This is a genomic window from Micromonospora sp. WMMD1274, assembly GCF_049179035.1.
Taxonomy (GTDB): Bacteria; Actinomycetota; Actinomycetes; order Mycobacteriales; family Micromonosporaceae; genus Micromonospora; species Micromonospora tulbaghiae.
The window spans coordinates 4,488,611-4,503,575 of sequence record NZ_JBMHMG010000001.1 but is presented as its reverse complement, the minus strand read 5'-3'; the positions used below and the strand labels follow the sequence as shown (position 1 = coordinate 4,503,575).

15 protein-coding genes are annotated in these 14,965 nt (G+C 73.9%); 3 read left to right on the top strand and 12 right to left on the bottom strand.

Annotated elements, in window-relative coordinates; translation table 11 throughout:
- Positions 1-4: 4 nt before the first annotated feature.
- The gene (locus ACN27D_RS21435; RefSeq protein ID WP_421499829.1) at positions 5-1,162 is read right to left on the bottom strand and encodes a hypothetical protein; all 1,158 of its coding nucleotides are present in this window, start codon (positions 1,160-1,162) and stop codon (positions 5-7) included.
- 265 nt (positions 1,163-1,427) lie between these two features.
- Here ACN27D_RS21435 and ACN27D_RS21430 point away from each other — a divergent pair, with 265 nt between their 5' ends.
- Entirely contained in the window at positions 1,428-2,969 is a 1,542-nt protein-coding gene (locus ACN27D_RS21430) for a gluconokinase (protein ID WP_120571474.1), read from the top strand.
- 46 nt (positions 2,970-3,015) lie between these two features.
- Positions 3,016-4,527 (top strand): SLC13 family permease, encoded by a 1,512-nt coding sequence (locus tag ACN27D_RS21425; protein WP_120571475.1) that lies wholly within the window; start codon positions 3,016-3,018, stop codon positions 4,525-4,527.
- 6 nt (positions 4,528-4,533) lie between these two features.
- On the opposite strand, the gene ACN27D_RS21420 is transcribed toward ACN27D_RS21425, so the two are convergent.
- The 5 genes from ACN27D_RS21420 to ACN27D_RS21400 form a co-directional block, all read right to left on the bottom strand.
- Positions 4,534-4,818 carry a putative quinol monooxygenase gene (locus ACN27D_RS21420; RefSeq protein ID WP_421499828.1) on the bottom strand — a complete coding sequence of 95 codons (285 nt, stop codon included), beginning with the start codon at positions 4,816-4,818 and terminating at the stop codon, positions 4,534-4,536.
- Positions 4,819-4,845: 27 nt separating this feature from the next.
- The gene (locus ACN27D_RS21415) at positions 4,846-5,604 is read right to left on the bottom strand and encodes a MerR family transcriptional regulator (protein WP_120571476.1); all 759 of its coding nucleotides are present in this window, start codon (positions 5,602-5,604) and stop codon (positions 4,846-4,848) included.
- 107 nt (positions 5,605-5,711) lie between these two features.
- The gene (locus tag ACN27D_RS21410; protein ID WP_120571477.1) at positions 5,712-6,344 is read right to left on the bottom strand and encodes a hypothetical protein; all 633 of its coding nucleotides are present in this window, start codon (positions 6,342-6,344) and stop codon (positions 5,712-5,714) included.
- Positions 6,345-6,474: 130 nt separating this feature from the next.
- Positions 6,475-8,754: a putative bifunctional diguanylate cyclase/phosphodiesterase gene (locus tag ACN27D_RS21405; protein WP_233585456.1), complete on the bottom strand. Its 2,280-nt coding sequence runs from the start codon at positions 8,752-8,754 to the stop codon at positions 6,475-6,477.
- 129 nt (positions 8,755-8,883) lie between these two features.
- A complete protein-coding gene (locus tag ACN27D_RS21400; RefSeq protein WP_120571478.1) occupies positions 8,884-9,381 on the bottom strand; it encodes an ArsR/SmtB family transcription factor in 498 nt (165 codons plus the stop codon).
- 78 nt (positions 9,382-9,459) lie between these two features.
- On the opposite strand from ACN27D_RS21400, the gene ACN27D_RS21395 reads away from it, so the two are divergent.
- The gene (locus ACN27D_RS21395) at positions 9,460-10,413 is read left to right on the top strand and encodes a S41 family peptidase (protein WP_421499827.1); all 954 of its coding nucleotides are present in this window, start codon (positions 9,460-9,462) and stop codon (positions 10,411-10,413) included.
- Between the two features lie 10 nt (positions 10,414-10,423).
- On the opposite strand, the gene ACN27D_RS21390 is transcribed toward ACN27D_RS21395, so the two are convergent.
- From ACN27D_RS21390 to ACN27D_RS21365, 6 genes are read right to left on the bottom strand one after another with little or no spacing between them, the layout of a single operon-like run.
- Positions 10,424-11,929: a hypothetical protein gene (locus tag ACN27D_RS21390; protein WP_421499826.1), complete on the bottom strand. Its 1,506-nt coding sequence runs from the start codon at positions 11,927-11,929 to the stop codon at positions 10,424-10,426.
- Positions 11,926-13,005 (bottom strand): hypothetical protein, encoded by a 1,080-nt coding sequence (locus tag ACN27D_RS21385; RefSeq protein WP_421499825.1) that lies wholly within the window; start codon positions 13,003-13,005, stop codon positions 11,926-11,928. Before ACN27D_RS21385 ends, ACN27D_RS21390 begins: the two co-directional genes overlap by 4 nt.
- Positions 13,006-13,036: 31 nt before the next feature.
- On the bottom strand, positions 13,037-13,213 hold the full coding sequence (locus ACN27D_RS21380) for a hypothetical protein (RefSeq protein ID WP_158614778.1): 177 nt from the start codon (positions 13,211-13,213) through the stop codon (positions 13,037-13,039).
- A 3-nt stretch (positions 13,214-13,216) separates the two neighbouring features.
- A complete protein-coding gene (locus ACN27D_RS21375; RefSeq protein ID WP_421499824.1) occupies positions 13,217-13,450 on the bottom strand; it encodes a zinc-ribbon domain-containing protein in 234 nt (77 codons plus the stop codon).
- A gap of 60 nt (positions 13,451-13,510) precedes the next feature.
- Positions 13,511-14,356 carry an SRPBCC domain-containing protein gene (locus ACN27D_RS21370; protein ID WP_421499823.1) on the bottom strand — a complete coding sequence of 282 codons (846 nt, stop codon included), beginning with the start codon at positions 14,354-14,356 and terminating at the stop codon, positions 13,511-13,513.
- Positions 14,349-14,909 carry a winged helix-turn-helix domain-containing protein gene (locus ACN27D_RS21365; protein WP_091418858.1) on the bottom strand — a complete coding sequence of 187 codons (561 nt, stop codon included), beginning with the start codon at positions 14,907-14,909 and terminating at the stop codon, positions 14,349-14,351. The genes ACN27D_RS21370 and ACN27D_RS21365 overlap by 8 nt, the downstream gene beginning before the upstream one ends.
- Between the last annotated feature and the right edge of the window lie 56 nt (positions 14,910-14,965).

Sequence of the window (14,965 nt, the reverse complement as noted above, 5' to 3'; positions counted from 1 at the left end):
GGCGTCACCGCCAGACGGTACGGCGGAACCCCTTGTGGCCGGCGCACACGTCGCGCTGGCCGCCGGTGCGGCTGACCGAGCCGTCGCGGCACTGCACCAGCCAGCCGCGGTCGGACCAGAACCCGGGCACGCACTCGAACCACTCGCAGACCTCGGCGGCCGGCCTGCGGATGCGCTGGCCGCCGCAGAAGTCGTACCCGAAGGGGTTCGCCGGGGCGCCGCAGCGGCGCTCGGGCGGCGGCTGCGGCGTGCCGCGCGGCGGGGCGGGACGGGCGCGGGACGGCTCCGGGCTCGTGCTGGGCCGGACCTGGACGGCGGGCGCGACGTGCTGCGGTGGGGCGGGGGTCACGCTGGCCGCCGGGGTCGCGGCGGCGGCCCGCTCCGAGCCGGCCCGGGTGGGCGGGTTGGACTCGATGAGCATCGCCGGCACGATCAGCGCGAGCGCCGCGCCGACCGCCACCGTGCGCCGGCCGCCGGGCACCAGCGCGGTGACGCGGGCCTGGGCGGGGGTGAGCACCGCGGGGCGTTCGGGCCGCGCGGCGGTGTGCTCCGCGATCAGCTCGTCCAGCTCGGCCACGACCGCGGCGCGCTGCTCGATCGCGTCGGCGAAGGCCAGCGTGAGCGTGAACCGGAAGTCGGCCGCCGCGCCGGTGGGCAGCAGCAACCCGGAGGTACGCCGCCGGTCCAGCACCTGGATCAGGGTGACCGGGGCGCCGGGGTCGTGGGACAGGCCGGTCATCCGGCCGTACGCCCAGTCGCGCCGGCCGCGTCCGCCGAGCAGCACCAGACGGCGGTTGGTGAGCACGGCCAGCCCGGCGTCGACCACCTTGACGCCCTCGGGGCGGCGCGGGCGCAACACGGGTGGGTCGGGGTCGACAGTCAGTTCGGGGGCGGGCAGCACGGCGGTGTGCCGCACCTCCACCAGTTGCGCGGCGGGAAGCGTCCAGAAGACCACCTCGCCGGGGGCCAGCTCCATCGGCAGGCCGACGCCCGCCTGGGCCGAGCCGTGGAAGGACACCGCGAGCGTACGCAGGCGGCGCAGCTCCTCGTCGCGGCGTCGCCACGCCTCGTCGGCCGCGCGGAAGGCCCGCTGCCGCCGCTCGTTCTGCCGGTGCGCCCACCGGTACCGCCATGTGGAACCCGTCGAATCAGTCTTCGCCACGCCGACTCCTCCGCCGCGCGAGCCCACCAATCGGGGTGTCATTCATGTCAACGGTGCGGCAGGGGTACGAAGACACGCGAAAGTCACCAATTAGACCGATCGGCTGATTGACCGACACAATCGGCGGAAACTCCCGCGTCGATTCACGTTCCGTGCCACCGGCTCCCGGCGGTCCCGCTTCGTCATGCGGACGCGTGGACACGTCGGTAACGTCAGCCGCAACGGCGGGGCGGACCGCGACCCCGGGCGGCGAGGAGGTGCACCGGTGGGCGACCCGGCCGTGGTGGTGGGTGTGGACATCGGCACCACCAGTTCCAAGGCCGTCGCGTTCGACACCACCGGCCGGCAACTGGCCAGCCACTCGATCGGCTACCCGCTGGAGGAGCCGAACCCGGGCTGGGCCGAGCAGGACCCGGACGTGATCTACCAGGCCGTCCTCGGCGGGATCCGTGCGGTGGCCGACGAGCTGGGCCGTCCGATCGCCGGCCTGTCGTTCAGCACCGCCATGCACAGCCTGATCGGGCTGGACGCCGACGGCACCCCACTCACCCCGTCGATCACCTGGGCCGACTCGCGGGCCAGCGCGCAGGCCGAACGCCTGCGCGCCGCGCCGTCCGGGCTCGCCCTGCACCGGCGCACCGGCACCCCGGTGCACCCGATGGCACCGCTGCCCAAGCTGGTCTGGTTCGCCGAGCAGCAACCGAAACTGCACGAGCGGGTCGCGCACTGGGCCGGCATCAAGGATCTGGTGCTGCGGCGGCTCGCCGACGCGCTCGTCACCGACCACTCGGTCGCCTCCGCCACCGGCCTGATGGACATCCACAAGCTGGCCTGGGACACCGAGGCGCTCCGCATCGCCGGCATCACCGAGGAGCAGCTTCCCCAGCTCGTACCCACCACCCACGTGCTGCCCGGGCTCACCGCCGAGGCGGCGCGTGCCACCGGGCTGCCGGCGGACACCCCGCTCGTGGTCGGCGCCGGCGACGGGCCGCTGGCGAACCTCGGGCTCGGCGCGGTACGCCCCGGCGTGGTGGCCTGCTCGATCGGCACCAGCGGCGCGATGCGGGTGATGGTGGAACGCCCCGGCGTGGACCCGCTCGGCGGCGTGTTCTGCTACGCGCTCACCGAGGACCGCTGGGTGGTCGGCGGCGCGATCAACAACGGCGGGATCGTGCTCCAGTGGGCAGGCGACGCGCTCGCCCCCGAGCTGGGCGAGCACGCCGAGGAGGAGCTGCTAGACCTGGCCGCCACGGCGCCGGTCGGCTCCGGCGGGCTGATCATGCTGCCGTACCTGCTCAGCGAGCGGGCGCCGCACTGGAGCGCGCTGCCCCGCGGCGCGTACGTGGGGCTGACCCACGGGCACGGCCGGGCGCACCTGGTCCGGGCCGCGCTGGAGGGGGTCTGCCAGCAGCTCGCCCTGGTCCTCGCCTCGGTCCGGGCGGCCGGCAACGAGGTACGCGAGATCCGCGCCAGCGGCGGCTTCGCCCGCAGCCCGCTGTGGCGGCAGATCCTCGCCGACGCGCTCGGCATGCCGGTGCGCTTCCCGGCCGGGCACGAGGGTTCCAGCTTCGGCGCGGCCCTGCTCGGCATGCAGGCACTCGGCCTCATCGAGTCGATCGAGGTCGCCGCCGACCTGGTCCGGATCGAGGAGACGGTCCGCCCGGACCCCGCCTCCGCCGCCACGTACGCGGCCCTGCTGCCGCTGTTCTCCGAGCTGTACGACGCGCTCGTGCCGACGTTCGCGTCGCTGCGGCGGCTGGCACCGAGCCTTCCGCCGGAGCCACCACCCACCGCTCCTCCCCAGTGATCGCCCGTACCGGAGGCACGGACGACTACCGAAGGTCGTGATTGCCGTGGTCACACTGCTCGCCGCACCGGCGGAACCGCTCACGAACGCCGGTGACGCCCAGCTCGTCGCCGCCGCCCTGCTCGGCATCGCCGCCGTGGTGGTGCTCATCGCCTGGGGCAAGGTGCACCCCTTCCTGGCGCTGATCCTGGGTGCCGCGGTGCTCGGCGTGGTCGCCGCCGTACCCGTCGACAAGATCGTCACCTCGTTCAGCGGCGGCGTCGGCTCCACAGTGGGTGGCGTGGGCCTGCTGATCGCGCTCGGCGCGATGATCGGCGGTCTGCTGGCCGAGTCCGGCGGGGCGGACGGCATCGTCGAACGGGTGGTCGGCCGGGTCTCCGGCACCGCGCTGCCGTGGGCGATGGCCGGTGTGGCCGCGCTCATCGGCCTCCCGCTGTTCTTCGAGGTCGGCGTGGTGCTGCTGGTGCCGATCGTGCTGCTCGTCTCGCTGCGGGTCAATGTCCCGCTGATCAAGATCGGCATTCCCGCGCTCGCCGGCCTGTCGGTGCTGCACGGCCTGGTGCCGCCGCACCCCGGGCCGCTGGTGGCGATCGACGCGCTCGGCGCCAACCTGGGTCAGACGCTGGCGCTGGGCCTGCTGGTGGCGATCCCCACGGTGATCATCGCCGGTCCGGTCTTCGGCAACTTCATCGCCCGGTACGTGCCGGCCACCGCCCCGGCCGCGCTGCTGCCGACCCGGCGCGACGCCGCCGACGACCGCAGCCCGACCCGGCCCGGCGACGGCCGGCTCGACGCCGACGGCGACCTGGTCACCGAGGACGACCTGGTCAACCCGGGCACCGGACGGCCCGGCGGCGCGATCGACGAGCCGGCCGGGCGGCGCTCCCGCCGGTCCCCGGCGCTCTGGGCGGCTGTGGTCACGGTGCTGCTGCCGGTGGTGCTGATGCTGCTGCGGGCCATCGGCGAGCTGACGCTCGGCGAGGGCACCGCCGGCCGCAAGGCGCTGGACATCGTCGGCACCCCGATCATCGCCCTGCTCGCCGGCGTCATCTTCGCCATGATCTTCCTGGGCTACCGGTCCGGCTTCAGCCGTACCCAGGTCTCCGGCTTCCTCGGCGGCTCGCTGCCGCCGATCGCCGGCATCCTGCTGATCGTCGCGGCCGGCGGCGGTTTCAAGCAGGTCCTGGTCGACGCCGGCGTGGGCAACCTGGTCGCGGACGCCGCCGAGGGCGCGAACCTCTCCCCGCTGCTGCTCGGCTGGCTGGTCGCGGTCGGCATCCGGGTCGCCACCGGCTCGGCCACCGTCGCCACGATCACCGCCGCCGGCATCGTCGCGCCGCTGGCCGCCACGCTCGCCGGCCCCGAGGTGGCGCTGCTGGCGCTGGCCATCGGCTGCGGGTCGCTGTTCTTCTCGCACGTCAACGACGCCGGCTTCTGGCTGGTGAAGGAATACTTCGGGTTGACCGTCGGGCAGACCATCAAGAGCTGGTCGGTGATGGAGACCATCATCTCGGTGGTCGGTTTCCTCGGCGTCCTGCTGCTCGACGTCTTCATCTAGCGACGGTCAGGGAGCCTCGACGCCGGAGATGCGGAACTTGTGCACCTCGGCGCCGAGGATCTCCGTCACCTGCTCGGCCTCCGGGCCGGAGCCCCGGAACGTCAGCAGCTGCTCGTCCGACTCCCACCGCTCGTACACGTTGATCCGGCCCGGCTCGACCAGGTCCGCGCTGACCGCGAAGTCCACACAGCCGGGCGCGGCGCGGGCCGCGCGGACGGCGGCCTCGCAGGACGCCAGGTAGGCGTCCCGCCGGGCCGGATCGACGTAGAGGGTGCCGGCGACGATGAGCATGCCGGCCATCCTGCCACCGGCCCCGGGTCAGGCGCGGGTGATCGCGTTGGCGTGGATGGCCTCGTTCAGGTACGCGGCCATCCCGGGCCGCAGCGTCTCGAAGTACGCGGTGAACCGCGGGTCCGCCACGTACATGTCCGCCAGGCCGGTGTGGATCTCGTACGAGCAGTCGTACCACCACTTGGTGATGAGCTGCCGGTGCTCCTCGGCCAGCGCCATCGCCTCCGGACCGTCGGCCGGCGCGCCCGAGTCCATGAGCGCGGCGAACCGCCGCCCCCAGTCCTCGTTCTCCGCCTTGTTGCGCAGCCAGTCCTCCTTCGAGTAGCGACCCGCGCGCTCCTGCGACTGCCGGTACGCCTCGGTGTCACCCCAGCGCTGCTCGGCCTCCTCGGCGTGCTCGTCCGGGTCGAAGTCCCCGAACACCTCGAACCGCTCCTCCGGCGTCAACTGGATCCCCAACGTCCTCGCCTCCATCGCGTGTTCGATCGCCGCGACCATCTCCTGGAGCTTCCCGATCCGCCCGGACAGCAACTCGTGCTGCCGGCGCAGGTGCGCCACCGGGTCGGCGTCCGGGTCGTCCAGGATCTCGGCGATCTCCTCCAGCGGGAACCCCAGCTCGCGGTAGTACCGGATGAGCTGCAACCGGTCCAGGTCGGCCTCGTCGTAGCGGCGGTAGCCCGCCGGCGTGCGCCCGCTGGGCCGCAGCAGCCCGATCTCGTCGTAGTGGTGCAGCGTCCGGACCGTCACCCGGGCCGCCCGCGCCACCTGACCCACCGTGTACGCCATGGTTCCCTCCCTTCCGCGACCAAGACTCCCGCCTGCCGCTGCGTGAGGGTCAAGCCGGACACGACGACGCCCCCGACCAGGATCGGCCGGGGGCGTCGTCGGTGCGGTCAGTTGGTGACCTTCTCCTTCTCCGGGGCGGCGAAGGTCGCGTTCGGCGGGGTGCGGAAGGCGTGCACCAGGCCGGCGGCCGAGAGCAGCAGGAGCAGGCCCGCGCCGAGGTAGAGGGCCAGGGCGCCCTGCTCGGCCTTACGGCCGAACTCGCTGAAGCCGTACGAGGTGAGCAGCAGGCCGCGCAGCGTCTCGCCCTTGAACACGGTCTCCCGCTGGGCGGTCACCTCGGCGAGCTGCTTCTGCAGGTCGGCCAGGTTCGCGGCGTTGCTCTGCTCGGCCTGGGCCACCTGCTCACGCAGCGCGGTCTGCGGCTCGCCCAGGTCGGCGTAGGTCTTGCCACCGGCCATGTTCTTCAGGTGCAGGCCGATGTACTCGTTGGCGTAGCACTCGGCCTGCTTGCCGGTGGTCATCTTCTGGCCGGCGTACTCGCGCAGGCAGTCCGACTTCTTCTCCTCGTCGGAGAGCTTGTCCGCCGGGGTGAAGGTGATGTGCTGCGCGCCGAGCTGGTCGCGTACGTAGTCGTTGGCGAAGTTGGCGTTCGTCGTCAGGACGACGCCGACGACGAGCAGCAGGACCGCCAGGCCCAGCCCACCGATGCTGAACAGCAGGTCGAGCGTCCGTCGCTTCATATCGAGCTCCCGTGTGGAGGGTGTGTTCGTCTTGTTGACGAGAACCATCATGGCCGCGGCGGACCGCCGGTGAGCAGGGTCGAATCCCCTGTCTGGTCCGGGACCTTCGGCCCCCGTGGACCCGGGCCGGTCAGCGCCCGGTGCCCGCGGCGGACAACGCGGGGAGCAGGTCCGGCAGGGCGGCCGGACGGCCGTACCGCCAGCCCTGGCCCTGCCGGCAGCCGATCGCGGTGACCGCCGCGTGCTGCGCGACCGTCTCCACGCCCTCGGCGACCACGGCCAGGTCGAACGCGCCGGCCAGCCGGTTCACCATCTCGACCGTGGCGTACGCGCGGGCGTCGCCGGCGTCCAGCCGGGACACGAACGACCTGTCGATCTTCAGCTCGGTGGCCGGGATGCGGTGCAGGTAGCTCAGCGACGAGTACCCGGTGCCGAAGTCGTCGATGGCGATGCGGATGCCGAGGTCGCGCAGCTGGGACAACCGGTCGAGCACCGACTCGCTGCCCTCGATCAGCGCCGACTCGGTCAGTTCCAGGGTGAGCGCGCGGGGCGGCAGACCGGCCGCGCCCACCGCGCCGGTGACGGTGGCGATCAGGTCCGGCCGGCACAGGTGGGCGGCGGCGATGTTCACCGCGACTGTCACGTCCGGCGCGTGCTCGCGCCAGGTGGCCGCGGCCCGGCACGCCTCGTGGATGACCCACCTGTCGATCGCCACGATCAGCCCGGTCTCCTCGGCCAGCGGCAGGAACCGCGCCGGGGTCAGCACGCCCAGCCGGGGATGTCGCCAGCGCACCAGCGCCTCGGCGCTGCGCACCGTGCCGGTGTCCAGGTCGACGATGGGCTGGAACTCCATCAGCAACTGACCCTCGTCCACCGCGCGCCGCAGGTCGGCGATCAGCTCGGCCCGGCTGACCGCCGACTCGCGCAGCTCCGGCGTGCACGTGCGGTACGCGGCCTTGCCGGCCGCCTTCGCCGCGTACATGGCGATGTCGGCGTCGCGGAGCAGGTCGGTGTGCGAGGTGTGCTGCGGCCCGTACTCGGCGATGCCGATGCTCGCCGACGGGTGGACGCCGAGATCCTCCTCGCCGGGCAGCGGTTCCAGGGCGGCGAGCAGCCGGACCGCGAGCCCTTCGGGCGACACCTGGCGTTCCCCGGCCACGAGCACCGCGAACTCATCGCCGCCGAGCCGGGCGATCATCCCGTCCGGGCCGACCGCGTTCCGCATGCGCTCCGCGGTGGCGGTCAGCAGCCGGTCCCCGGCGGCGTGCCCGAACCTGTCGTTCACCTGCTTGAAGCCGTCCAGGTCGAGCAGCACCACGGCGACCGGCCCGCCACTGCGCAGCGCCCGCCGCAGCCGCCGTACGAACGTCAGCCGGTTGGGCAGGCCGGTGAGCTGATCGGAGTACGCGAGCCGGCGCAGCCGGCCGACCAGCCGCAGGTTCTCGTTCGCGGCCAGCCCCTGGCGCAGCGCCAGCACTCCGAGCAGGCCCATCATGCCGACGAAGACCACCTGCGGGGTCTGCCCGCTGGGCTGCCGGGACAGCAGGACCGCGACGATCGCACCGCCCACCGGCAGGTACGGCAGCGCGACCCGCCACCACGGCGGCAGCGGCGAGTCGACCAGGTCGTCCTCGCCGTCCCCGTCGTTCGGCGGCGGGTAGCGGGTGGCCAGGCCGACCAGCAGGTAGCTCAGCGGCCAGCAGACGTCGACCGGGTGACCCGGCGTGTAGTCGCCGCGCGCGACCAGCGAGACGTAGACGGCGTCCGCACCGGACCGGATCGCCAGGCCCGCACCGATCACGGTGAGCGCCCGCCACATCGGCCGGCCCGGACCGGCGACCGCCACCAGGATGGTGAGCTGCATCAGGTCGAACATCGGGTAGAGCAGCCCGAACGTCCGCATGGGGTCGGCCAGCTCGGCATCGGTGATCCGGTGGAACACCACCACCCAGCCGATCGGGATGAGGGCCAGCCCGACGATCACCCCGTCGAGCAGGGTGCGGGCCCGGCCGATCACGCTGCGCGGACCGGTGCGGGAGCAGAGCAGCGCGGCGGTGCCGGTGACGATGCCGGCGGCGAACAGTCCCGCCACCAGCGGCGTGTGGGGCAGGCCGAGACCGCCGAGCCGTTCCACGGTCCACACCGCACGGCCGAGCGCGGCGAGGGCCATGGTGGCGGCGAGCAGTTCCCAGAACCGGCGCAGCACGGCCGGCTGTCGTCGCGCCGCGCCGGCGCAGAGCACCGCCGCCCAGCTCGACACCGCCATCGCGCCGAGGTCGCTCACCAGTGCCGCGCCGGGCAGCCGGGCGGCAAGCCAGGCCATCTCGCCGAGTACGACGACAGCGGCCGCGACGAGTCCGACACGGCCGACGAGCGGATGACGGGCCGGTGCCGCGGCGGCGAGGCTCACGTCGTGCTGGGATACAACGATGCGCTCCGGCTCTCTTCCAGACGTGCACCCTCGACGACGAGGACCGGACGACGGACGGCGCAAGCCTAGTCAGCGCCGGGGACGGCCGCCAGAGTCGGCGACTGTCGGTCAGCGGACCGCAGGCGGGTGCCGGTAGAGGGAGACCAGAACGCCGTAGCGCGCCTGTCCCGGCGGCGCCTCCTCGGCTTCGCCCACCAGTTCGTCCAGCGTGGACCGCAGGCGTTCGGCCTGGGCCGGGGTGAGCCGCAGGTGCCGCAGGTGCACGAGCGGGTCGGGGTCGCCGGCGAGTTCCTCGGCGTACGCGCCCAGCAGGGCCGCGGTGGCGCCCGCGTCGGTGTCGGTGCCGACGAGGCGGCGGAACGTGCGTTCGTGGTAGCGCTCGGTGCCGCCCCGGACCTGGCGGCTGTGCGCCGGGCGGACCATGCCCGCCTCGGTCAGCACCCCGAGATGGTGGGCCACCGTGCCCTTCGCCGCGCCGAGGCGGCCGGCGAGCTGGCTGAGCGTGGCGGGTCCGGCCCCGAGCGCGAACAGCAGCCGGTGCCGGAACGGGTGGGCCAGCGCCTTGAACTGGGCCGGCTCGCGGATCTCCAGCGGATCGTCGGTCACCGCCAAAGCGTCTATTTCTCTTGACGCTTTTGTCAACCGGCTGCTCTACTTCTCACCCACCACGAGAACGGGGAACCGATGGATCCAGAAGACGTCACCACCGTCGTCGAACGGGCCGCCGGCCTGGTCGCCGACGAGTACGTCCTTCCCGACGTCGCCGACCGGCTCGCCGGCCACCTGCGCGAGCGGCTGCGCGCCGGGGCGTACGCCGGCGCGGGCGATCCCGCCGCGCTCGGCGCGCTCGTCACCGCCGACCTCCAGTCGGTCAACGGCGACCTGCACCTGCGGCTCAAGCACCACGAGCAGCCGCTGTCCGACAAGGCCGACGACCCGACCGGGGAGCACTTCGCGCGCCTCGCCGCGCTCGGCATGGGCGGCGTGACCCGGGTGCAACGGCTGCCCGGCAACGTCGGGCTGCTGGAGATCAAGCCGTACGTGTTCCCGCCCGACCTGGCCGGCGACGCGCTGACCACCGCGCTGCGGCTGCTCGCCGGCACCGACGCGCTCCTGCTCGACCTGCGCGGCACCGAGGGCGGCAGCCCGGACGGGGTGGCGCTGATCTGCGGCTGGTTCTTCGCCGAGCCGACGCACCTGCACACCATGCACGAACGCTCCGGCGCCACCCGCCAGTTCTTCAGCGCCGCCTGGCTGCCGGTCCCCCGGTACGCGCCGGACAAGCCGGTCCACGTGCTCACCGGTCCGGCGACGTTCTCCGGTGGCGAGGAGCTGGCGTACGACCTTCAGCAGTTCGGCCGGGCCACCGTGGTCGGCGAGCCGACCCGGGGCGGCGCGCACCCCCGGATCGGGCACCGGCTGCACCCGCACCTGGAACTGACGGTGCCGGTGGCCCGCCCCGTGCACGCGGCGAGCGGCACGAACTGGGAGGGCTGCGGCGTCGCCCCGGACGTGGAGACCCCGGCCGACCGGGCACACGACGTCGCGTACCGCCGGAGCCTGGAGGCGCTGCTGGCGGCGGACCCGGACCGGCCGACGGCGGCCGAGACGCGGAGGGCCCTCGCCGCCCTGGGCTGAGCCGCGCCGGTCAGGACCAGTCCTCCGCCGGGGCCGGATCCTGCGGCGCGACGGCCGTGCCGGGCGGCCCGCCGTGCGTCCACGGGGTCTCCTCCGGCGCGGGGAACGCGCCACCCGGCAGGAAGCCGTCGGAGAGGCCGGTCAGGCAGATCCGCTCGCCCACCTCGGGGACGCTGCCGGGCGGCGCGGTCAACCCCCGGCCCATCCCGCCGGACAGTTCCAGCACCACCTCGGTCTTGCCGTCGCCGCCGGGCGTCACGAACACGACCTTCGCCTTCTGGCCCGGACGGGCCGGGGAGTACAGCGTCGCGCCCACCGGCATCGGCACCGGCTCGGTGGTGACCACCTGGATGCGGGGGCGCAGCACCGGCCGCTTGCCGGAGTCGTCCACCCGCGCCGGGTCGGCGAGCGTCACCTCGCCGACGAACGCCTCCCCGGACAGCCGGTGCTCGGCCATCACCAGCGGATCGTCGTAGGCGCGCTGCACCGCCCACGCCGTCGACGCCCGTTCCAGCCGCTGCAACCGCAGCGCTGCCGCCACCGCGCCGTCGCGGCGCGGCTGCGGGCCGCCCCCGGCGTCGACGTGCTCGGCGTGCGCGGTGAACGCGTCCCGGTCACCGGCCCACCGGCCGGCCACCCGCGTGCCGGCCGGCAGCGTCCGCAGCAGCCCGACGCCGCGCCACATCAGCTCCCAGGTCGGCGCGAGCTGGTCACGCAACAGGCCGGCAAGCTCGTCGTACGCGGCCGCGCGGGCCACCGGGTCGTCCTCGGCCCGGGTGTACGCCTCGATCGCCGGGGCGAGCCGGCGGTTGTCGAAGTCCGGGTCGGTGGCCGGCCCGGCCGGCGGACAGTGCGCCGGATCCTCGGCGCGGGCCGCCGCCTCGGCGCCGGTCAGCCCGGCCGGCGGGTCCAGCCAGCCCAGCACCGCCGGCAGGTGCAGATCCTCGACCACGCTGTGCCCGGTCGCCCAGTGCAGCGTCAGCGCGTCGGTCAGCGCCAGCAGCGCCGACGAGCCGGGTTGCTCGGCGCGCTCGGCGAAGAACGTCAGCCACCGGCCGAGCAGCGGCACCGACGGGTGCACCGGATAGTCGCCGTCGGTCCGGCGGAACCGGGTGGAACGGCCGAACAACCGCAGGAACGTGATCCCGGCCGGGTTCGGCACCAGCAGTTGCGGCGCGTCCACGTACCGGTGGCGGACGTCGCGACCCCGGTCCACCGGCACCGCCTCGGTCAGGTCACGGAACTCGTCCAGGTACGGCAGCACGATCCCGGCCAGCTCGGCGGCGAACGCGAACCGCTGGTCCCGGTTGCGTGGCTGCGGCACCACCAGCAGCCGAGCCTCGTCGGGCGCGGCGCCCACCATCGCGGCCAGCGGGGCGTTCGCCTCACCGGCCAGCGCGAGCGGCACCAGCACCAGCGGCCGCTCCGACAGGTGCAGGTGGCGGACGGTGGCCACCGGCTGGGCCCGCCCGGTGGCGACCGCCTGCGCCCGGGCGAGCGCGCGAAGCGTACTCACGCGGGGTGCCCGGCGAGGGCGTCGGCGCGCAGGCGCGCGGCGGCCCGCAGCAGCGCGGCGGCCTCCGCCTGCTCCGGCTCGGGCGCGGCCACGCCCTCGGCGAGGGCCAGCACGTCGGCGACGTCCTCGACGCCACCCAGCGCCTCGCGGACCGGCCGGCCCAGCGCGCCGGTCCGGCCGCGCGCCTCGTGCCGGCAGAAGTACGCCAGCTCGCAGGCGGCCAGGCAGTCGGGCGCGTAGCGCGCGGGCACCTGGTGCAGCGCGGCGGCGAGCGTGGCCGGATCGGCCGCCGGGTCGACTGTGAACCCGGCCGGCACGGCGGCTAGCAACTCCTCGACCCGGGCCATCCGGGCCAGCTGGCGGCGCAGCACCAGCAGTTGCCGGCGCACGTCGAGCAGGCTGGCCACCGGCTGGTTGGCGAAGTCGCGCGGGCAGACCAGCACCACCTCGTGCGACACCAGCTCCGGGTCGCGTCCCCCGGCGGCGAGCAGCTCGCGCAGCGCCAGCACGTAGACGGCGGACTGGATCGCGGCGGCGGCCACCTTGCCCGGGTCGGCCTGCCCGTCGATCACCGGGAACGACTTGATCTCCACGACGTGGAACCGTCCGGCCAGCCGGGCGGCGACCAGGTCCGGTTCCAGGTGCACCCGGGTACCAGCCACGTCCAGGCCGAGCAGCGGATGGTCGAACAGCGCCGGACCGTCGCCGCCCGCGGTGAGCGCCGCCCGCGACCGTTCCGGCCGGTCCTCGTCGGCACCGAGGTCGGTCCAGGTGGCATCAGTCGGAACCGGTACGCCGAGCCGCTCCGCGACCAGGCGCAGCAGTTCCGCCCCGCCGTCGGCCTTGACCTGGGCCTCGAAGGCGTTGCCGCGGGTGATCGCGAAGCGGGACTGGCCGAACCGGGCCGGGAAGCCGAGCTGCCCGGCGAGCGCCGGCTTGTCCGCGCCCGCGCTGTCCAGCACGGCCCGCCGGGTGCAGCCGGGGTTGCCGGTCAGCGCGGCGATGGTGCGGGCGTTGTGCCGCCGGGGCGGCCCACCACCCCGGATCTGCGCCAGCCGCTCCTCCACGCCACCCATGATCCCAGAATAGGTGTGCGCACCCGGGGACTCAGCGGCCGGCGGAGCGGTTCCAGGGCGAGCGGGGCGACTGCGCTCCCGCGACCCGGCGGCTGCGGCGGCGGTGCCGGCGTCCGGGGGTGCAGGGCGGTCGGGCGGCGGTGTGCACCGGCACGGCGGGCGGGGTGACCGGCTGCCGGCCGATCAGCCAGCAGAGGAAGCGGGTCACCGGTCAGCCGACCGGGAGGCGCTCGGCCTCGGCCCGCGAGATGTCGTACTGGGCGCCGCAGAACGTGCACTGCTGCGCGTACCGGGTGCGCAGCGGGATCAGCGGGATGAAGAAGAGGCTGAACCTGGTGACCCGGCGGGTGATCACCTGGGCGGCCTGGTTGCCGCAGTTGCGGCAGACCTGGGTGACGACGCCGGACCTGGCGACCTTGGTCCGCAGCCCGAAGATGAAGAACATCGCCCGGCATTACCCACCCGGGGCCCGGGTTAAGCGGGCCCCGGGCGGGTCACCGGAAGGTCAGGCGGGAACCTCGTCGGTCAGCCAGATCGGCTTCCAGTCCGGCACCTCGTGGAAGCGCCGCAGCTCGGCGAACCCGGAGACGATGCCGGTCCAGGCGCCGTACGGCGGGTTGCCCTCGTCGAAGCCGGACTGCACGAACGTCAGCTTCGTCCGGCCCTCGGACTCGTCCAGCTCCCAGGAGGTCACGCCGGTCGGTCCCCAGTCGATGGAGAGCCCTCGCCCCGGCGTCACGTCGAACACCTTCGCGGCCTGACCGGCGTCGAAGCCGCCCATCGCGTACCGGCCGCCCTCCCAGGGCTCGATGCCGATCGGGTAGCCGAACCAGGCGCCCGCCTGCTCCGAGTCGGTGAGCGACGTCCACACCTTGTCCATCGGCGCGTCGATCAGCAGCTCGCCGCGCAGGTCGGCGGAGGTGAAGTCGGTACGCGGCAGCAGCGGCCGGCCGTCCAGGTGGTCGTTGAGGTTGGCGAGCGCCAGGTACCAGTACGTCTGGAGCACGCCGCGGATGCTGCTGCCGCTCATCGCCTCCTCGAAGCTGAAGTGGCTCTGCCGCAGCGTGAGTATGGTGCCGTCACCGTCGGGCTCCAGCTCGAACTCGGTGGTGGTCTCCACCCCGTCGAGTGTCCACGCGAAGCGCAGCGTCCGGTCGTCGACGTGCAGCAGCCGCTGGTGTGGCGCGTCGCCCTCGGGCGTGTAGCGGCCCCAGAACTCGTACCGCCGGGGAAGCTCGACCTCGGCGTGCTCGGCGAGCCACACGCGCAGCTCGGCGGGGTCGGTCAGGGCCCGGCGGACGGTCGCCACCGGCGCGGCGAGGCGGGCGCGGATGGTCATCGGCTCAGTCATGCTTGTCGCCTTTCGGGTAGCAGGCCACGGCGAGCTTGAAGGCGTCCCCCTCGGCGCCGCCGTAGCGCGTGAACAGGTCCTGCAGCGTCGTCTGCAGGTCGTGCAGGAACTCCTGCCGCCGTTCGGCGGGCACCCGGATCTCGCCGGAGACGCCGATGGACGGCAGTTCGGGGGCGGTGCGGTCCAGCGCGGCGATGTCGGCCTGGACCTCCTCCATGAGGTCGAGCAGGTAGCCCAGGCTCAGCTCGTCGCGGGCCCGACGGGTGCCGCCGATGCGGCCGACCAGGCGGGGCGAGAGCCAGTACGACCGGGCGACGGCCTGGTAGATGCCCTCGGTGATGCCGCGTACCTGCCGCTGCGCCACCTGCTCGGCCAGCCCGGCCGCGACGAGCTGCTTGACGTGGTAGTAGACGCGCTGCGGCGTCTGCTCCAGCCGGGCCGCGACCTCGGTGCAGGTGCGGGGCTCGGCCAGTTGCCGCAGCACCTCGATGCGCTGCGGCTTGAGCAGGACTTCGGCCTGCTCGCGCTGTTCCAGATACAGGACGTCTCTCATGGCAAAATCAGTTTGTACGTACAAAACTTCTTTGTCAATGGCTTCGACGAAAGGCC